This is a genomic window from Nostoc sp. NMS4, from assembly GCF_017115095.1.
GTDB lineage: Bacteria > Cyanobacteriota > Cyanobacteriia > Cyanobacteriales > Nostocaceae > Nostoc.
On sequence record NZ_JABXKI010000202.1, the window covers coordinates 1 to 22,007 of the forward strand.

Consider the following 22,007-nt stretch of genomic DNA (forward strand, 5'->3'; position numbering starts at 1 on the left):
CTAATGAACGCTCTACACAAATACCCACCAGCGTATCTGGTTTTACACCCAAAGACTGCAAGTAATGTGCCAACTGATTAGCTTTGGCATTCAACTGGTGGTAAGTCAGTTGTTCATTATCAAACACTATAGCCACAGCATTGGGGGTACGCCGAACTTGCTCCTCAAACAACTGATGGATACACAAATCTTGGGGATAATCCGCTTGAGTCGAGTTCCATTCAACGAGTAACTGCTGTTGCTCAATTTGTGTCAACAGAGGCAATTGAGAAATTCGTTGCTGTGGATTAGCCACAATTGCAGAGAGCAAAGTCACAAAATGACCCATCATTCGCTCAATTGTGCTGCCATCAAACAAGTCAGTGTTGTATTCCCACACACCCACCAAACCTTGGGTAGTGTTTTCCATCGATAAACCCAAATCAAACTTGGCAGTTGCACTTTCTATTGGCAATGAACTAACAGTTAACCCTGTAAGCTCTACTTGCTGTACATCTGTATTCTGAAGCATAAACACCACCTGAAATAGTGGTGTATGTCCCAGATCGCGTTCTGGCTGCAATGCTTCCACTAGCATTTCAAAAGGCAAATTCTGATGAGAGTATGCATCCATTGCCATTTCTCGAACGCGAGTGAGTAGTTCGCTAAAGCTCGGATTACCTGCCAAGTTGGTACGCATCACTAAGGTATTGACAAAAAAGCCAATTAACCCTTCTATCTCGCTGCGATCGCGGTTAGCAATAGGAGACCCCACCAAAATATCTTCTTGTCCTGTGTAGCGGTAAAGTAGGGTATCAAAGGCTGCCAACAGCGTCATGAATAGCGTTACTCCCTGTTGCTGGCTCAGTTGTGCCAGTCTAGCAGTTAGCTCCTTTGAAAGTGTAAACTCTTGATGTGCGCCATTAAAGGTTTGCACAGCTGGTCTAGGTCGGTCAGTTGGTAGCGACAATAGAGCTGGTGCGTTTGCTAGTTGTTGTTGCCAGTACGAGAGTTGAGTTTGCAGTACATCCCCTTGCAACCAGTTTCGCTGCCAGATGGCGAAATCTGCGTACTGAATTGGCAGTGGTGGTAAAGGTGACGGCTGACCTTGAGAGTAGGCATTATACAGCACTGCTAGCTCTTTAACAAACACACCCATTGACCAGCCATCAGAGACAATGTGATGCATACACACCAACAAGAAGTGTTCTGTCTCGGACAGCACTACTAATGTTGCCCTGAATAATGCTTGATTTGCCAAGTCAAACGGAAGAAGCGCTTGTTCTTGCGCTAATTGCTGTCTTGCAATTTCTTGTTCTGCTGGTGAGAGATATTGCAATTCAACAACTGAGACTGTCCAATTCGTTTCTATTTGAATGATTTGAGAAGGTTTTCCATCAACTATGACGAAGTTGGTGCGTAACGCTTCGTGGCGATCAATAATTTCTCGCAAGCTTTGTTCTAAGGCTGCAACCTTGAGAGTTCCTACTAGATGTAAAGCTATGGGTATGTTGTAGAAGGAGCTATTCGGTTGTAACTGGTCTAAAAACCACAAACGCTGTTGAGCATAAGAAAGTGGTAATTCTGCATCCCTTGCCCTTGGTAAAATGGGTAGAGAAATTACTTCTATCTTTTGTTGCTGCAACTGATCAATAAGATGAGCTAATTCGGCAACTGTCGCGGTAGCAAACAGACTACGCAATGGTAGTTCTACTTTCAAGCTGGTGCGAATGCGTGAGAGCAGTTGGGTTGCTAGCAGCGAGTGTCCCCCAAGTTCAAAGAAGTTATCATGTATGCCTACCTGCTCCAGTTTCAGCACTTGCGCCCAAATTTGTGCCAGCATTTCTTCAATTGGCGTGCGTGGGGCGACAAATTTTTCTAGCAGTGTTCTGTCTAACTCCGGTTTTGGCAGTGCGCGGCGGTCTACTTTGCCGTTGGATGTCACGGGTAAGGACTCCAGCAGTACAAAGGCTGATGGCACCATGTATTCGGGTAGCTTCTTTTGCAGTAAGCAGCGAACTTCACTGAGTAATAAACTCGAACTGCTCCAGGTCGGTTTTACAGAATCGCTGACTAATCTGCTACCAGGCTCGTCTGGGAGGTACTGCTTTATGGATGGTCGTCTGGCATAGATATTGTACAGCCCAGTATTTTCTAATACAGCATCCTGCTCTATAGTTAGGTCGTATCCATGTTCTTTTAGCAGGTCTGCAATCTCCTCCAACCTACTGTTAATGTTATGAACCTCTACAACTATCTGCTGAATCTTTTGCCAATCTTTTTGTTGGATGCCAAAAAGCACATCCCGCTCACTTTTCTCCACGTCGATTTTTAGTAAATCGATCTTCTCAACGCCATGCTCATCCATCACCTCAGAAATTGTTCTTAAGTGGCAAGTGAATTGCTGACTCTGCAATTTTTCTGTTAGCAGTTCATCAATTGCCTGACTAGATACTCCTGTGTCATTTTCTCCAATATTTTGTTGTTTGAACAAAAATGATTTAAGTACCTCTCGCTCTTGATCGGTATCTGCAAAGCGCCCGGAAATGACGGAGACTTGAGGATAATATGTAAAAATGTCACTCTTTGTCTCGCTGGAAAGACCAAGATTAAATAACTTTACATTTAAGCCATAGCCCTCAGTATTTAGGCGTAACAGATCAAAAACAGGTGGAATTGGCTCAAATGCGTAAATAGAAACATCTTTACATCTTTGACCTGCGAATAGTGCGAACAGACCGATATTTGCACCGACATCAAAGATACAATCCCCTTCATTGATGGTAATACCATGTTTTAAATAAGCTTGTTCCTCCCAAAGTTCTTTGTAGACGAATTCTGTTTCGTTTTTATTCAAATGGGCAATCACCATGCCATTTGGCAACTCATAGAGTAACTCTTCATTCAGCAGACCTTTGTTTTTAAAACGAAGTAGTTGTAGAACTGGGAAGGCATACTCTTGGTCGGGGACAATATAAGCTACCAGACGCTTATTGTCAGGATCGTCTTCACGGGCGATGACTATAGTTTCTCCTACAGCCTGGTGTTGTGTTAGCACGGCCTCAATTTCTCCCAACTCAATGCGGAAGCCCCGCAGCTTAACTTGATTATCGATACGCCCCAGATACTCAATATTACCGTCACTTAAGTAGCGGGCAAGATCGCCAGTTTTGTAAAGCCGTGAATGCAGATCGTCGCTAAATGGGTTAGGGATAAATTTCTCGTTGGTTAAACCGGGGCGATTGAGATAGCCTCGTGCCAACCCCACACCACCGATGTGCAATTCTCCTGGTATACCAATCGGCACTGGTTGTAAGTGAGAGTCTAAAATATAAATTTGTGTATTGGCGATCGCACGACCAATAGGCACTATCCTAAGATTTCCATCTGGAAAGCATTGCCAATAAGTGACATCAATTGCCGCTTCTGTTGGCCCGTAGAGATTGTGCAATTCACAGTCTAACCGAGCGAAAAAGCGTTCCTGGAGTTCTTTTGGCAGAGATTCGCCGCTACAGATAACTCGTTTTAAGCTACCACAATTTTTTACACTTTCTTCCTCTACGAAAGCCCGAAGCATAGAAGGTACAAAATGCAGTGTAGTCACCTGCTGTTGCTGAATTAGGTTGGCCAAGTAAGCACTATCTTTATGTCCACCTGGTTTAGCCAAAACTAAACGCGCTCCAGTTATTAATGGCCAGAAGAACTCCCAAACTGAAACGTCGAAGCTAAAAGGAGTTTTCTGTAAAATGCAATCTACTGGTGTTAATTGATAAGCTTGTTGCATCCACAGTAGGCGATTGTAAATCCCCAAGTGAGTGTTCATTGCTCCTTTGGGTTTTCCAGTCGAACCGGAAGTGTAAATCACATAAGCCAAGTTACTATCTTGCACACCAGTAATTGGATTATCCTGACTTGACACAGAAATAGATTGCCAGTCAGTATCTAAACATACAATTTGCGCTTGATGCTCAGGCAGCCTTTCAATAAGTTGTTGTTGTGTCAGCAGCACTCTCAATTGAGCATCTTCAAGCATAAAGCTCAAACGCTCTTGGGGATAGTCTGGGTCAAGTGGTACATAAGCCCCACCCGCTTTCAGAATCCCCAACAGTCCGACAATCATTTCCAATGAGCGTTCCACATAAATGCCCACTAGTACATCTGCTTGTACGCCCAATGAGCGCAAGTAATGAGCTAACTGATTAGCTTTGGCATTCAATTGGTGGTAAGTCAGTTGTTGATTTTCAAACACAACTGCGATCGCATCGGGGGTAAGCTGAACTTGCTCCTCAAATAACTGATGGATACACAAATCTTGTGGATAATCAGCCTGAGTCGAGTTCCATTCAACTAACAACTGCTGTTGCTCAGGTTGTGTCAACAGAGGCAATTGAGAAATCCGTTCCTCTGGATTAGCAATAATACCTTCAAGCAACGTCATAAAATGACCAGTCATTCGCTCAATGGTACTGGAATCAAACAAATCAGTGTTATATTCCCAAAGCCCTACCAGTCCAGTAGCAGTATTCTCCATTGATAAAGTCAAATCAAACCTGGAAGTTGTACCTTCTACTACCAGTGGACTAGCGGTTAACCCAGTCAACTCCAATTGAGACATGGGAGCATTTTGGAGGACAAGCGCCACCTGAAATAGTGGTGTATGGCTAAGATCCCGTTCTGGCTGTAATGCTTCTACTAACATTTCAAAAGGCAAATCCTGATGAGAGTATGCATCCATCGCCATTTCCCGAACACGACCCAGTAACTCACAGAAACTAGGATTGCCTGATAAGTTGGTACGCATCACTAAGGTATTGACAAAAAAGCCAATTAACCCTTCTATTTCACTGCGATCGCGATTTGCGATCGGTGTCCCCACCAAAATATCTGCCACACCTGTGTAGCGGTAAAGTAGAGTATCATAAGCTGCCAACAGCGTCATGAACAAGGTAACTCCTTGCTCTTGACTTAACTGTATTAACCCACGAGTTAGCTGCTTGGAAAGTGCAAACTGTTGATATGCCCCGGCAAAACTCTGCACAGCAGGTCTGGGTCGGTCTGTGGGAAGCACTAATAAGGCGGGTGCGTTTGCTAGTTGTTGTTGCCAGTAACTCAATTGCCTTTGTAGTACATCCCCTTGCAACCACTGTCTTTGCCAAATTGCAAAATCTGCATACTGAATCGGCAATGGTGGTAAGGGTAAGGTTTGACCTTGAGAATAAGCATTGTACAGTGCTGCTAACTCCTGAACAAATACACCCATTGACCAGCCATCAGAGACAATGTGATGCATACACACTAACAAGACGTGTTCTGTCTTATTAAGCACTACTAATGTCGCCCTAATTAATGCTTCAGTTGCTAGGTCAAAGGGTTGAATAAGTTGTTTTTGCGCTAATTGCTGTATGGCAATTTTTTGTTCAGTTGTGGATAAATGCTGATACTCAACAACTGAGAACGTCCAATTTGTTTGCGTTTGAATGATTTGAGAGGGTTTTCCATCAACTGTGATGAAGTTGGTGCGTAACGCTTCATGGCGATGAATAATTTCTCGTAAGCTTTGTTCTAAGGCTGCAACCTTGAGAGTTCCTTGAAGATGCAAAGCTGTAGGTATGTTGTAGATGGCGCTGTTCGGCTCGAACTGGTCTAAAAACCACAAACGCTGTTGACCATAAGACAGTGGTAATTCTGTATCTCTTGCTCTTGGTAAGATGGGTAGGGAGGTTTTTTCTAAGCTTTGTTGCTGCAACTGCCCAACAAGATGCGCCAATTCAGCTAGTGTTGCTGCGGTAAACAGACTACGTAACGGTAGTTCTACTTTCAAGCTGGTGCGAATGCGCGAAAGGAGTTGGGTTGCTAGTAGCGAATGTCCCCCAAGTTCAAAAAAGTTATCGTAAATGCCTACTTGCTCTACTTTCAGGACTTGCGCCCAAATTTGTGCCAGCATTTCTTCAATTGGGGTGCGCGGGGCGACAAATTTTTCTAGCAGTGTGCTGTCTAACTCCGGTTTTGGCAGTGCGCGACGGTCTACTTTGCCGTTAGATGTCAGGGGTAAGGACTCCAGCAGTACAAAGGCTGATGGCACCATATAGCCGGGGAGTTGGTTGGCGAGGAACTGACGTAGTTCTGCGGCTGTAGAAGATTGTTTTACCTTCGGCACTACGTAAGCTACTAAACGTTTGTCGTCAAGTTCATCCTCTCGTATCACCACCACGCTTTCCCACACAGTTGGATGTTGCGCTAGTAATGCCTCAATTTCTCCTAACTCAATGCGGAAACCGCGAATTTTTACTTGTTGATCGATGCGCCCCAAATACTCTAACTCACCATTGGGCAAGTAACGAGCTAAGTCTCCTGTTTTGTATAGTCGTGCTTTTGAGTTGTCGTTAAAAGGGTTAGAAATAAACCTCTGTGCTGTGATTTCAGGGCGATTGAGATAGCCACGCGCTACCCCAGCACCACCAATATACATCTCGCCAGGAACCCCAATTGGTAATGGTTTGTGATGTTCATCTAGCACATACACCTGTAAGTCCCGAATCGGACGACCAATTACACTTGCCGTGCCATTCAAATCGGCTTTGCTCAATGGACGATAAGTTACGTGTACAGTAGTTTCTGTAATCCCGTACATATTCACTAACTGTGGCAATTGGTCGCCGTGGCGTTCAAACCAAGGCTGTAAACTCTTGAGTTCTAAGGCTTCTCCACCGAAAATTACCAAGCGTAAGTTCAAATCGCTAGTAGTCGCTATTGACTGTTCGGCTTGAATCAATTGGCGGAAAGCTGAAGGTGTTTGATTGAGAATTGTGACTTTCTCTTGACACAATAATTCGAGGAAGGATTCAGGCGATCGCGTCACTAAATAAGGCACTACTACCAGTCGTCCACCATACAATAAAGCTCCCCAAATTTCCCACACGGAAAAGTCGAATGCATAAGAGTGGAACAGTGTCCAGACATCATCTTGATTGAAGCTAAAAGATGCTGCTGTGGCTTCAAATAGACGAACTACATTTGAGTGATTTACTAAAACGCCCTTGGGCTTACCTGTGGAACCCGAAGTGTAGATGACATAAGCTAGATTACTTGGTGTCGCTGTGTTTTTCGGATTTAATTCGGTTTTTTGAGCAATTTTTTCCCAGTCGCTGTCCAAGCAGACGACACGCGCCTGGTGTTTAGGAACAGACTCTACTAATTGCTGTTGGGTCAGCAGCACCGAAACTTGAGCATCTTCTAACATGAAGCTTAAACGCTCAGTCGGATACTCTGGGTCAAGTGGCACATAAGCACCGCCCGCCTTGAGAATACCTAATATTCCCACGATTGTTTCTAGCGATCGCTCCACACACAACCCAACCAGCACATCTGCTCCCACGTCCAAAGACTGCAAGTAATGCGCCAACTGGTTAGCGCGACAGTTCAACTGGTGATAAGTCAGTTGTTGATTTTCAAATACAACTGCTACAGCATCTGGGGTTCGCTCAACCTGTTCTTCAAACAATTGATGGATACATTTATCCTGGCGATACTCCAGTTGTGTGTTGTTCCACTCAACCAATAACTGGTGTTGCTCAACTACTGTAAGCATTGGCAATTGCGAAATCTTTTGTTGTGGATTAGCCACAATTCCTGACAGCAAGGTTACAAAATGCCCCAGCATCCGCTCGATAGTGCTGACATCAAAAAGGTCAGTGTTGTACTTGAAAATCCCAGCTAAAGAAGAACTTGCTTCTGCGATCGTCAGATTTAGATCGAACTGACCCTCCATCTGAGGTATTTCAAAAGGTTTGAGTTTAATTCCTGCTTTATCTACTTCACCTCCTAACCACAGTTGTTGCGTATGCTCAAACTGTCCCAAGTTCTGGAAAAGGAAGTTGAATACAGCCCCAAAGATAGGAGAACGGCTCGGATCGCGCTGTGGCTGCAATCTTTCTACCAGTAGAGCAAAGGGAAAATCCTGATGCGCTAATGCTTCTGATACTGTTTGGCAAACTTGAGTCAGAAACTCTTGAAAACTGGGATTTCCTGAAAGATTCGCTCGCATAACCACTGGATCGACAAAATAGCCAATTAGTGGTATGAATTCCGGTTGAGTTCTACCTGATGTGGGCGCGCCAACCAGAATATCCTCTTGCCCTGTGTAACGATACAAGAGAACCTGAAATGCAGCTAGCAGAACTATGTATTGGGTCACGCCTTCTGTTTGAGCTAGCTTTTTCAGTTGTTCTGTGAGCTTTTGGGATATTTTGAAATTATGAGAAGCGCCGTTGTAGGTTTGTATGGCTGGTCTTGGTCTATCTGTTGGCAAGTTGAGTACAGGCAACTCTCCTGCGAGTTTTTGCTGCCAGTAGTTCCACAGTTTTTCTCCTTGAGTACTGGTTAATAATTCTCTTTGCCAACGAACGTAATCTATATAGGAGTGCTTTAGAGGAGTTAGAGATGACTGAACACCTAACTCTAGTGCAAGATAGACGGTTATTAACTCTTCTATTAGTAATAGTACAGACCAAGCATCAACAGCAATATGGTGTATCGTCACTAACAAGATATGTTCCTGCTGTGAGCAACTGAACAGACGCACCCGCATTATCGAATCGTTTTCGATGTTAAAGGGTTGTTGGTATTCTTGAAAAACTCTTTGCTCAAGCTCCTGCTCTCTCCAATTAGAGGCATTTATCTGCTGAAAATCTGTAAACTGAGTTTGATGGATCTGTTGAACAACATTATTATCTTGCTTAAAAAACTTGCTACGTAATTGCGGATGACGGTCAAGAATAATGTGGAAGCTTTTTTGTAAAGTTGTAACATTTATAGGTGAACAGATACGACAGGTAAAAGCTACATTATAGGCTGCGCTTTTAGGTGCTAATTGCCACAGAAACCACAGGGATTGCTGACCGTAGGAAAGAGGATAAATATTTAAAATATCTGGGCGATCGCGTAGTAACCGTAAAATTTCAGTTTTGTGCTGTTTGAGTTGAGCAATGACATCAGGAGTTAATAGACTTTCAGAACCATCTATTAGCAATTTTTCTCCATCATGCCCTAGCTCAATTCCTTTAAAAGAAATATCTTGTAAAAATTCTAATAAATTCATAATTCTATTTTAATTCTATTATTACTACTTGTGATATTTATTAGTTGAAATGGCTCATTACTTTCCTCTTGAACTTCTTTGTCTGATTCCTTATCAGAATTTAAGCCAAGTTCTTCTAATAGATAATCAGTTAGCAAATCTACAGTAGGATACTTAAAAACTAAATTTAGCGGCAAAGAGCATTTTAAACTCTTTTGCAGGTGATTTTTCAAATCTAAAGAAGTTAGCGAATCCATCCCTAACTCGAAAAAGTTTTTCTGTAGATCAATGGATTCTGATAGATGCCAACCGAGGACTTTAGCCACTACTGAAAAAATATGATCCTGCAAAAGTTTTCGGCGCTTGGTAATATTTGTTGTCTTTATTTGTTCAACCATCTCAGATTGCATAACCACAGTTTTTACTGAAGTTTGTAAAAAGTTAGCGAACAACGGCGAAACTGAATTGGATTTTTCTAAAAACTGCACCCAATTCATAGGCATAACTGCAACTTGAGTAGAGGATTGACACAGTAATTGCTCCAGAGCAACTAATCCCTGTTCTGGGGCAAACGTTCCAATACCCCGTGTTTTTGTTTGCTCATCAAGTTGACGCTCTGCGAAGGCTCCTACTTGCGACCAAGCTCCCCAGTTAATGCTCAAACCTGCTAGTCCTTGAGCCTGGCGATGATGGGCTAAAGCATCAAGAAAAGCATTGGCTGCCGCATGGTTGGATTGACCTGCATTACCAAGTAAAGAAGCTATAGAAGAAAACATCACAAAAAAGTCTAAAGGCTGGTTCTGAGTTAAAATATGCAGATTCCAAGCTCCTTGTACTTTTGGAGCCAAAACTTTTGCAAAGCGTTGCCAGTTTTGTTGTTGTAGAACGCCATCATCCAAAACACCAACAGAATGAATAATTCCGCGCAGTGGCGGTATTTGCTCAATTTCTGAGAGTACTTTTGTGATTTGTTCGACATCAGACACATCGGCCTGAACAACATTTACTTGAGCGCCAGCTTGTTTTAATTCTTGAAGTTGCTCATGAACAGAAACACTTGCACTACTACGCCCAACTAACACCAAATGCCTTGCTCCCCGTTGCACCATCCAACGAGCTACTAATAAACCCAAACCACCCATACCGCCAGTTATCAGGTAGGTACTATCTTCACGGAACCTTAGAGGTTTGGGTGCTGCTGTTTCTAGATAATCTTTAGGCTTCTGATAACGAGCTAACCTAGCGACATAACGCAGTTGGTCTGTAAAGGCAACCTGGTCTTCTGTAGTCGGGAACCAAATTTCCTCAAATAAGGCTTGCACAACTCTTGCATCTGCCTTTGGAGCTAAATCTACGCGTACACAGTTGAGTTCTGGATGTTCGCTAGCGATCGCCCTTGCCATTCCCCACAAGCTTGATTGCGCTACTCCTTCTAGGTTAGCGATCGCGTTTTGCCCAGCGTAGGCGATCGCCACTGCTCCCTGAGTTACTAACCAGAGGCGAGGATAAGCAGATAAATTAGTCCCTGTCAATGCCTGGACTAAATGCAAGGTGCTACCACATCCTAGTAAAGATGCCGCAGTTAAATCGGTTGCGGTGAGTTCTGCTGCTTTAACTGTATCTAAACTCCAGCAATGAACGACACCATACAAATTCAAGGGTTTGCTATTGATTACCTGCAATAGCTTTTGATAATGTTCTGGGTTGCTTGGGTTAATTTTGAATTGTTGCTGGTCTAATTGTTCATATTCCTCACCAACAAATACCAAGGTACAAAGTTGTGAGTGAGTCTCTAGCTTGTCAGCTAACTGTTGCGCTATACCTTGCCGATCTGCGAATAACAGCCAATGTTTTTGCTCAACTTGTACCGACTCATTTGCTGATGGTGGTACTTGTGCCAACATTACCATTGCTGGAGATAAAACGCTTTGAGTAGATGATATATTGACTGTGCTTGTAAACCCAGTTTCTTGCAATACTTCTTGCCATTGGTCAGCACTAATCAAAGGATAGTCTGGGCGCAAGTGTAAATCGCTAAATCGCCACCATCCTGGAGTTAACCCAAAGATTAAGTCCAGCCAACGCTGACGCTGAGTTGTTTCCAATAAAATTAATATGCCTTGTGGTGCTAATAATTGCTTGGTGTGTTTGAGGGTTTGTTGTAAATGTTGGGTAGCGTGCAAGACATTGGCAGCCACAATTACATCATATTGCTGCTTTTCAAATCCTTGGCTAAAGGGGTCTTTTTCAATGTCTAATAGTTGATATTTTACAAATGGGAAATCCTCGAATTTCTCTTGGGCTTTTTGAGTAAAAGAGATCCCAATATCGCTGAAGTGGTATTCGGTTTGCTCACAGGACAAATGTGGTAGCAGGTAAGAGGTTGTTCCACCAGTTCCCGCGCCAATTTCCAATATTCTTAATCCCCGTCCAGTTGGTAAATGCTCGACAAGTGAAATTATGGCTTGTTGAGCTAAGATATTCGTCACTTTTGTCAGTGGCGAATTCTCATATAACTGGGCTGTAGTTGAGTCGTTTTCGGGGAAAAGTAATTGCAATGGATCGCATTTGCCCCTTAGTACTTGGGCTAATGATGGGCCGCAACGTCCTAGAAGAGTTAATTCAGCATTTGCTATTGGATATTGAGTTAGTAGGGCATTTAATTCAGCTTGCGGCTCGCTGTCTTCTGGTTCGCGGATAACTTGCCATTGCAAAGCTTTTGCTTCTAATACCCCTACTTCTGCTAACATCTCTAGTAGTCGCTTGAATAACCGTTGATGTTGGCTGACTACTCTTAACTGGTTAGCGATCGCCGTTGTAGTGAAGCGTTGCCCTAGTTGCAGTTTCCACCCCATTACTGTCAGGGCTTGCAGCACATAGTTAATACTGAGTGCTTCTAACTGGCTGACTGCTGCCTCATAAACTTTTAGCTGTGGTTCAGCCATTAATTGAGAATATTGTGTCTGAAGTTTAGGACTAATTTCTGCAAGTGCTGGCAGGTAATTTGGAGACAGTTGCTCATTGCTAAAGCGCACTTGAGGTTGCCACTCTACTTCATACAGCCAATTCTCTACAAAATTTTCTTTGAAGTCTAGCTGGAGATTTTGCAACAAAGTATTAGGAGTTGCTTTTTTAGCCTCAAAACCTTTGATGTCTGCAATCAACTGCCCGTTAGCGTCAAATAGCCTGATATTTACTACAAGACTGTCTGAATCGGAGTTTTCAGACTGCGTAGGCGTAGCCCGTCGGAGACATCGTACTGCATGACACCATAACTGCTGACTTTGGGGACGTTGGTAAAATTGGAAACTCTCAATTGCGAAGGGTACAAAAGTGTCTTCGCTAGGGAAGAAAAAGCTGGTCAGTTGCAAGCAGGAATCTAGAAGACCTGGATATAATTGATACTTCTCTAAATCATCTACTAGATCAAGCCATTTAAGCTTGGCTAGGGCTTCTCCTTCTCCACACCAGACACAATCAAGCCACTGAAAGCTTGCACCAAATTGAATCTGCCGCTTTTGCCAACTTTGGGAAATTTCCCCAGCAGCTATTTGTTGAGTACAGCGCGTCTGTATCTGTTGGAGAAAGACAGTTTCTAGTGCAATGTTAACGCCTTGTGAAATTTTCCCTGTGGCATGGACTAGCCACTGATTTACCTGAGTACTACCATTGGGAACTGTATCAAAGCTGATGAGTTTGAAAGATGCGCTACTTTCCTCAAAAGACAGTACCAGCTGTACTGTGCGTGCTTTATCTTCGGGGATAACCAATGCTTGAGGAAAAACTATATTTTCTAACAGACATGATTCACTAGCGAAAGTCAATCCTGCTGCACCCAATAGCAAGGAGAGATAACAGGCTCCAGGCACAACAATTTGGTTATAAACTTGATGATCTACTAAGAACGGTAGGGTTTGGCTACTGAATTCAGACTCAAACAATATTTCTTTGCTTAAGGGCAACTGAAGCTTTTTGTCTAATAATGGGTGCAGTTTTGTCGAGTTTTGTTGCCGTTGAGGTTTAGGGGGCGTACTCTCAATCCAATAGCGCTGTCGTTGAAACGGATAAGTGGGTAATGTAACTTTCTTGCGGAAATAGTCGCAGTCAAACCTTAACCAATCTACTGCCATTCCACCTACATATAACTCACCCAAACTAGAAAGCAACTGTTGCCATTCTGGTACTCCCGGACGCAGAGAAGGCAACCACAAACCCACACTTTCAGGCAAGCACTCACGACCCATACCCAACAAAATTGGCTTAGGCCCAATCTCTAAAAAGACTTCATGCCCAAGTTGATGCAATGTCTGCATACTATCGGCAAACCGCACTGTTTGCCGGACGTGATTCACCCAGTATTGTGCATTGGTGATATTCTCGTCAGCAAGTTGTCCGGTGATATTAGAGACTAATGGTATCTGGGGTTGATTGTAGGTTATTTGACTAGCTACTTGCTCAAACTCCTTCAACATGGGTGTCATGATTGGAGAATGGAAAGCATGGGATACTTGTAACCGCTTTGTTTTCACCCCCTCTGTTGACAGTTGCTGACAAATAGCAGCAATGTCTTCACTGGCTCCAGAAATCACTACACTTTCGGGCCCGTTGATGGCTGCTAATGCCACTGTGTCATGAAATGGTGCTATAACTTCCCGCACTCTTGACTCTGAAGCCATCAGTGAAACCATCTCGCCTCCAGAAGGCAGTTGCTGCATTAACTGTCCCCGATAGACAATGAGTTTAAGTCCATCTTCTAGGCTAAAAACGCCAGCCACACAAGCAGCAACATATTCGCCCACACTATGACCCATCACCACATTTGGTTCAATGCCCCAAGATTTCCACAGTTGATACAGGGCATATTCAACAGCAAACAATGCTGGTTGGGTATAGGCGGTTTGATCCAACAAAGATGATTGCTCAAGAGCCTGGGTAGGATAAAGTACTTCTAACAAAGAATGCTTCAGATAAGGGCGGAGAATTTCATCGCACTGCTCGATAGTTTGGCGGAAAATGGGTTGGCTATCGTAGAGTTGGCGACCCATATTGATGTACTGGGAGCCTTGACCAGTGAATAAAAAGGCTATCTTTGCTGGCTTTTTGTCAGGTTTATCGCTAATTAAGCCGGCGGTGTCTTTCCCAAATACGAAAGCAGTGAGTCGATCGACCAACTGCTCTCTAGAGTCGGCCACAATAGCAAGGCGGTAGTCAAAATGCGATCGCCCAGTGTTGGCGGTGTAACAAATATCTGCTAACGATATCTTCAAATCAGATATTAAATAGGTTTGATATTTTCTTGCCAGTTCCTCTAGAGCCTTATCAGTTTTTGCCGAAAGTGTCATCAAGTGGCTTGGACGCTTAATTTTCGTCACCACTATTTCTTCTGGCACTGACGACTCTTCTAGGATTACATGGGCATTAACACCCCCAAAACCAAAGGAACTTACGCCTGCTCGTCTAGGAATAATTTTTCCTTCTTTTGTCTTTAAATGTTGCCAATCTTTTGTTTCTTTAACTATATAAAAGGGGCTACCATCTAACTTGATGCGAGGATTTAATTGCTGAAAGTTGTTCAATCTCGGCAATTTTTTATATTTCATTGCCAATAATACTTTTATGATCCCAGCAATACCTGCTGCTGATTCTAAATGTCCAATATTTGTTTTTACTGAACCTAATCCACAATAGCTTTCTGCGGTTAGTTCAATACCATAGTGCTGATATAGTTGTGTATATGCTCGTTTTAAAGCATTAATTTCAATTGGATCGCCTAACGGCGTAGCTGTTCCATGAGCTTCTATATAAGATACTGTATCAGGTGTAATATTTGCCTTTATACACGCAGACCTTACAACTTGTGATTGAGAATAAGCATTGGGAGAGGTTAAAGTACGAGCATGACCACCATGATTTATGGCGCTCCCTTTAACTATTCCATAAATATAATTTTTATCCTCAATTGCTTTTTTCAAAGGTTTTAATAAAATGACACCTGCCCCTTCACCTCGCACATAACCGTCTGCTTGAGCATCAAAGGTTTTGCATTTACCTTCAGGTGATAACATACCCAACTTACTAAAAGAGATATAACTAGTCGGTGTACACAATACGCTGACACCACCAACTAATGCCATCTCACATTCATTTTGATTGAGTGCATTCACTGCTTGGTGTATGGCTACAAGTGAGCTAGAACAAGCAGTATCTATAGGAATACTCGGCCCATGAAAGTTGAAAAAGTAGGAAATCCGATTTGGAATAATAGAAGTATATGTACCTGTAGAATTATATCCTTCAATAAATTCACCCTTATCTTGTAATTCTTTATAATCAAAATTACAAACACCAATAAAAACACCAACGTTATTTCCTGATAATTCTAATGGTGAATATCCAGCATCTTCTAAGCATGACCAACTCAGTTCTAGCATGATCCTTTGTTGAGGATCTGTCCGCCGCGCTTCTCGCTCTGATATCTGAAAAAATTTTGCGTCAAATTTATCTACATCTTCGATAAATCCTCCCCATTTACTATTACTTCTATTGGGAAGTTCCATATTTGAAGAATAAAAACTATCAATATTCCATCGCTCTTGAGGTATCTCCGTTACACTATTAACTCCTTTCTCTAAATTTTCCCAAAACTCATTATAATTATTCGCTCCTGGAAATCTACACCCTATACCAATAATGGCGATCGCCTCTGACTGAATATTAATATTTTCTGCTTCATCATTCATAATTAAACTCACTAAAAACTAACTCTAACTCTTTAACTGTATTAGCTTCTACATTTTCCTAAATATTCTATTTTTTTAAATCAATATTACCTTGCTGTACCCTTGATGAAAATGAGTTGACTTATATAACAAGGTTTTAGCTCTTCTATAATAAGTAAATCTTTAATTTATTTGAGAAGAAATATTACAGATTCAGTCTTTTTAGATTTTGCATAAATAGCCTTGATAATGGCTTTAATCACACACATATCCCATTAGAGTATCTCCTACAACCGTTATTAGACCAACATCTCTATACCTCCTACGATGCCAAACGGAGTTGCCAATGCTGTAAGGGTGGCTGCGATCGCAGTATAACTAACTCCTGATATGACTGATGATTTTACTCTTTTTTGATAAAGACTAATTTATTGTTCAAACAAACTTGTTTTCTTTAAATTAACATACTTATAATTTCAATTTAAGCATAATCTCATTTTTTTAGAGAAAATGCAACAGTATTTAAAACAATTAACTTAAGAAACTTAAGAAACTTAAGAAACTTAAGACAGATATTCTTTCTTAACTGCCACTTAACTTTCCTAAATTTTTTAAGTTTCTTAAATTCCTTAGAATCATTACTTCTTAACTGTCTTAACTGTCTTAACTGACCTTGAAAAAATATTTAATTAATGATATACATTTAAGTTGGAAAACAAGTTAATTTTTTTAAGGAAAACTTTATGCCTACAAACACAGTCAAAACAGTGGATGTTGTAGCGGTACCATTTTTTGCGCGTTTCTTGGAAGAGCAAGCTACTGAAGGAACAGAGGTTCCTTGGACTTATAAGTTTCCTTCAGATTTGGAAGATAAATAATTTATTTACTCTTTTACATCTGAAAGTATAGCCGTAGCCACATAGGTTAGGACATAATGACAAGCGTGAATGCTAGGAATAGCAATAGTTTTACCTCCTGCCTCCTGCTATACCTTTCTTATCGGAAAGATACCTTGTAATTGGCTAAATCATAATTTAATAGAGTAGCAGTTATCAAATAACTGAAAGCTACTCTTAGAGAGGCGATGGCGCAGAGCGATCGCCTACGGCGGACGCTTTCGTATTGCCTTGTCCATAACATGGAGGTAATTGCTTTTTATAGATACCTAAATTACTTAAAGTTTTTGGGTTATAAAAAGCGATTTGTTTGCTATTGCTTAATAGCTACCTCCTAAAATTTTCAAAAAAGTATATTTTATGCACCTGTCTCGTGATGTGGTTTTATTAATCAGCCACAGTGGTGATTTCTTCACAATAGATAGAGTGGCAGAAGCCTTATCAAAAAAAGGGGTGCAACCATTTCGTCTAGATACTGATAAGTTTCCTCTAGAAGTGCAATTAACAGCACATTTTGATAAGTCTAAAAGCTACCACACTATAGAATGTAACAACCACTCTATCAGCACAGAGCAGGTGCAAGCTGTATGGATGCGCCGGATTTGGGAACCACAACTGAGTCAAGAATTAGCGCCAAAGTTTCGAGAAGCTTGTATTAGAGAATCACTTGCAACTTTAGATGGTTTTTGGGACAGCCTCAAAGGAGCTACGTGGGTAGATAATTTAGAGCGGATAGATTATGCAAGTAACAAGCTGCGTCAACTACGGATTGCGTCTGAAGTAGGTTTTGTTATTCCCCAGACTCTTGTCACCAACAAAGCCCAAGCAGCACGAGAGTTTTTTCAGCAAGTCAACGGCAAAATGGTGAGCAAGCTTTTAACTGCTCTTTCCCGGAGTATGGAAGCTAACTCCTCGTTTTTTCTTTACACCAGCATCGTCAAGGAAGAAGACTTACAAGATGCCGAGTCACTACGCTATTGCCCAATGGTTTTTCAAGAGCAAATTCCAAAGCAACAGGAATTACGGGTGGTGTATGTGAATGGTAATGTATTTGTGGGGGCGCTAAATGCAGATGTGTATGCAGCAGCCAAAGTTGATTGGCGTAAACCTGGTGTTGAGGTTGGCGCATGGCAACATCACCAGCTTCCTGATGAAATAATTCGTTGTCTTAAAGCCTTTATGGGGAAATGTGGGCTGTTGTTTGGAGCGTTAGATTTCATCGTCACACCATCAGGCGAATACGTCTTTTTGGAAATCAACCCTGTGGGGGAGTGGGGAATGCTGGAAAAGGATCTAGACTTACCGATTGCAAGTGCGATCGCAGATGTTCTTGTACCAACTCGTAATTCGTAATTCGTAATTAAGAAAGTCAATTACTGTAGGGTATCTTAGGCGCAACTCAATTATGACTGTATTAATAGTCACGTTTAGCAAAGACAACGAAAGCATTCCTCTAGTCATCAAAGAAATTGAGGCTAGAGGAGAAAAAGCATTTCGGTTTGACACAGACAGATATCCCACCGAAGTCAAGCTAGATATTTACTGCGGCGTTACTGAACGGGTAATTATTACTGATGGCGAACAGAAGCTAGATTTGAGTGAAGTCTCCTCAGTTTGGTATCGGCGGATGCGCTACGGAGAAAAAATTCCCGACTCAATGGACAAGCAATACAGAGATGCATCAATTAACGAGTGTCGCGCCACAGTCAGGGGTATGATTGCCAGCCTTCAGGGATTCCATTTTGATAAAATGTCCAATGTGGATCGGGCTAATAATAAGCAACTACAATTGCAAGTTGCACGAGAAGTTGGTCTTGTAACTCCACGTACTCTGACTTCAAATAATCCAGAAGCAGTCAAGCAATTTGCTCAAGAGTGTAGCCAAGGTATAGTTACCAAGATGCTTTCTTCCTTTGCTATTTATGACGATCGCGGGCGAGAAAATGTTGTGTTTACCACTCCAGTTACAAATGACGATCTGGAGAATATGGAAGGACTGCGTTTTTGTCCAATGACCTTTCAAGAGAATGTGCCCAAGGCGCTGGAGTTACGGACAACGATTGTCGGACACCGCGTATTTACTGCCGCAGTAGATTCCCAAAGCTTGTCAGGATCTACTTACGACTGGCGCAAAGAAGGGAGAGCCTTAGTTAAAAATTGGCAGCCTTACGATTTGCCAGAAGATATTGAGAAAAAACTGCTCAAACTGATGGCTTATTTTGGCTTAAACTATGGAGCAATTGATATTATTGTCACCCCCGATGGTCGGTATGTATTCCTTGAAGTTAACCCAGTCGGGGAATTTTTTTGGCTGGAGATATATCCACCACACTACCCCATTTCGCAGGCGATCGCAGAAGTATTACTGACTAATAAAAATTAGAGGATTGAGCCTTGTGTATTTTTATTGTCTTCTATTTTGAAAGGTGTTAGTGAGTTTTCACTATTAAGTTTATTAATATTAAATTACTTATTTAAAATTACAAATCATTGATATTTGGAGATTAAATACTTGTGCTCAACCTAGTAAATACACAAACAGTTTTAACATTTGATGGGGTAAATGATTATATAGATTTTGGCAGAAACGATATTGGCGGCGTTTTCGCTCAAGGGAGTTCAGCTTTTACGGTTTCAGGATGGGTAAATCCACATGAACTAACAGATAAAGCCACTAGTTACGGGACGCGCAATGTATTTTTTGCCCGTTCTTCAGAGAGATTCAGCGATAATTTTGAATTCGGCATCAGTGAAGCAGGAAGCCTAGATGTCTACATTGATGAAAGTGTTAGCAAGGGTATCAAAACCTTTGGGCAAGGAGAATTAACTATAGGACAATGGCACTTTTTTGCTATTGTTTTTAATAGTGGTCGACTAACCGTATACCTTGACGAGCATGAATACAACGATTCTCTTAGAGGTTCGTCTTTAAACAAAGCCACAAGTTCTATAACTCTGGGAGCAACGTTACACAAACAGGTCTATTTCAAAGGACAATTAGCAAATATTAGTGTTTGGAATTATCGCTGTACTCAAGCAGAAATCCAGACTCATCGTTGTGGGCAAATAGTCGGAGATGAATCAGGATTAGTGGCTTACTGGAAATTAGACGAAGGGCAAGGTACAACTGTCAAAAACCAAACTGGAAAGTCCTATCAAGGGAATTTTCGTGGTAATCCTATTTGGACTTTAGCAGAAATTCCATTTGCAACACAATCATCAAATCCAGTTCCATTTGCAGCAGAATTATCCAATCAAGAAGATATTCAAGAAGAGATCCAAATTGAGACAGCAGTTATTCCCGAAGAAAATATCTCAACACTAACCACAAATTTATTAGCAGCAACAGTATCGTTAGTAAGCGACGAAGAAGACCAACCAAAGGAAATTCAACAGACAGAAACAAACAGCGAAGAATCCGAGATTATTCAAACTGCGATCGCTCTCAGTCCAGATGACGAGGAAACCAAAACAGACCAAATTGAAAATCCCGTCAATATCCAACAAGCACAAATATTAACTCACGAGGAATCGCCAGAAACTATGAATACAAAAGCCCGTCCCAAGTATAAAATACTTTCCATTGATGGAGGCGGTATTCGAGGCATTATTCCGGCATTACTCCTATCAGAAATTGAAAGGCGGACACAAAAGCCTATATTCAGTTTGTTTGATTTAATTACTGGCACTTCCAGCGGCGGAATTTTAGCACTTGGACTAACTAAACCCCGATTAAGTTCTGATGTATCTGATAACTTGCCTGTAGCTGAATACACTGCTGAGGATCTCCTACAGTTATTTCTTGAGTATGGAGTAGAAATATTTTATGAGCCGTTGTTTGAAAGACTACTTGGCCCATTAGAAGATATATTTCTCCAGCCAAAATATCCTTCCGAAAGCAAAGAAGAAATTTTCAGGCAATATTTTGGTAACGCCCTTCTAGAAAATAATCTTAAAGAAGTTTTTGTAACGAGTTACGATATCGAGCAGCGAGTTCCGATATTTTTTACAAACAAACTAGAAAAACAGCAAACAGAATCTAAGAATTTTCAGAAGCTATGTGGGGGTTTTTCGCTCCTAGATGCGGCATTGGCAACTAGTGCCACTCCGACTTACTTTGCTCCTCATCGGATTGTAAACCCCCACAATAGCGGCATCGCCTATACTTTGATTGATGGTGGAGTATTTGCTAATAATCCAGCCCATTTAGCTATTTTAGAAGCACAAATTAGTAGTAAAAGAAAAGCACAAAAAGTCCTCAATACAGAAGATATTTTAGTAGTTTCTTTAGGTACAGGTTCGCTCACGAGTGTCTACCCTTATAAAGAAGTCAAAAATTGGGGACTCTTGCAATGGGGAAGACCGCTTTTAAATATTATGTTTGACGGTAGTAGTGAAGTGGTAGCTGGAGAATTAGAACAATTGTTTGAACCTAGTGAAAAAGAAGCTCAAAGTTTTTATTATCGCTTTCAAACATTGTTAGATAGTGAACTAGAAGAAATAGATAATACTAAACTCCAAAATACTCGTCAGCTACAAGCTATAGCCCATCGACTAATATCTAACAAAAGTCAAGAAATCGATGAACTGTGTAGTCTTTTGTTGGGCTAAATCAGATTTCTTACATCTTGCACCAACTAGTTGGTGCAAGATGTGAGATTTTTAATTTCTTCACAAAAGAAATTAGTAATGACTCTCTTAGTCATGTTTTCACTTTATAAGGATTGTAGGTAAGTACAATGGATGAACTCGTCAAAAAAATTTCTGGTTTAGGGCTTCCTGGCATACTTTTCGTGATAGCAACGGGTGCATCAGGGGGTAATGTCGCTGCCGTTGTCGCTATGCTTTCAACGCTGGGCGGGCCTTTAGGCCTCTTAGGAGGTTTAGGCTTGCTTGGGCTGGTAGCCGTTCTAGGGGAATATATAGCGGGATTTGGAATTGAAAACATTCTCAAGCTCGTCTATACAGAACGTAGCAAAACTGAATCTGTCAGATTTCTTCTCAAAGAAATTCAAGAATTGCCCATTTCAGATGAGTTAAAACTCAAACTGAAACATCATATTAGCCCAGTTGTCGTTACTGAGCCTGACCAAGGCCCTTTTCCGAGAACAGTCGAAATTGTTGATGAGGAACCATTGATCTAGTGCATTCGATTTGCTCCCCCCTAGCCACGCCAGTTGCTAGACTGCCTTAACGCTTATAGCGTAGCTGAGTCCACTTAAAAAGGGGGGAAATTTAACTGAATTCCTCTTTTTAAAGAGGAATTTAGGGGGATCTACAAATCTCGAATACAACACCATAAAAGTTTTCAGACATTCTCTAAAAGGAAAAATGACC

The 22,007-nt window shown here is 41.6% G+C and carries 7 protein-coding genes; 5 read left to right on the forward strand and 2 right to left on the reverse strand.

What is annotated here, in order from left to right; translation table 11 throughout:
* Together HWQ37_RS17175 and HWQ37_RS17180 are read right to left on the reverse strand one after the other, a co-directional pair.
* Positions 1-9,076, reverse strand: a 9,076-nt coding sequence (locus HWQ37_RS17175; protein WP_292748974.1) for a non-ribosomal peptide synthetase, incomplete at its 3' end; no start/stop codon positions are given.
* The gene (locus HWQ37_RS17180; RefSeq protein WP_292748976.1) at positions 9,073-15,795 is read right to left on the reverse strand and encodes a type I polyketide synthase; all 6,723 of its coding nucleotides are present in this window, start codon (positions 15,793-15,795) and stop codon (positions 9,073-9,075) included. The genes HWQ37_RS17175 and HWQ37_RS17180, both read right to left, overlap by 4 nt.
* A 722-nt stretch (positions 15,796-16,517) precedes the next feature.
* Between HWQ37_RS17180 and HWQ37_RS17185 the strand changes: the two genes are divergently transcribed.
* From HWQ37_RS17185 to HWQ37_RS17205, 5 genes are all read left to right on the forward strand, one after another.
* Entirely contained in the window at positions 16,518-16,652 is a 135-nt protein-coding gene (locus tag HWQ37_RS17185) for a microviridin/marinostatin family tricyclic proteinase inhibitor (protein ID WP_292748978.1), read from the forward strand.
* A 378-nt stretch (positions 16,653-17,030) separates the two neighbouring features.
* On the forward strand, positions 17,031-18,023 hold the full coding sequence (locus HWQ37_RS17190; RefSeq protein ID WP_292748980.1) for an MvdC family ATP-grasp ribosomal peptide maturase: 993 nt from the start codon (positions 17,031-17,033) through the stop codon (positions 18,021-18,023).
* A gap of 52 nt (positions 18,024-18,075) precedes the next feature.
* On the forward strand, positions 18,076-19,053 hold the full coding sequence (locus HWQ37_RS17195) for an MvdD family ATP-grasp ribosomal peptide maturase (protein ID WP_292748982.1): 978 nt from the start codon (positions 18,076-18,078) through the stop codon (positions 19,051-19,053).
* Positions 19,054-19,184: 131 nt separating this feature from the next.
* On the forward strand, positions 19,185-21,281 hold the full coding sequence (locus HWQ37_RS17200) for a patatin-like phospholipase family protein (RefSeq protein ID WP_292748984.1): 2,097 nt from the start codon (positions 19,185-19,187) through the stop codon (positions 21,279-21,281).
* A gap of 128 nt (positions 21,282-21,409) precedes the next feature.
* Positions 21,410-21,814: a hypothetical protein gene (locus HWQ37_RS17205; protein WP_292748986.1), complete on the forward strand. Its 405-nt coding sequence runs from the start codon at positions 21,410-21,412 to the stop codon at positions 21,812-21,814.
* Positions 21,815-22,007 lie beyond the last annotated feature (193 nt).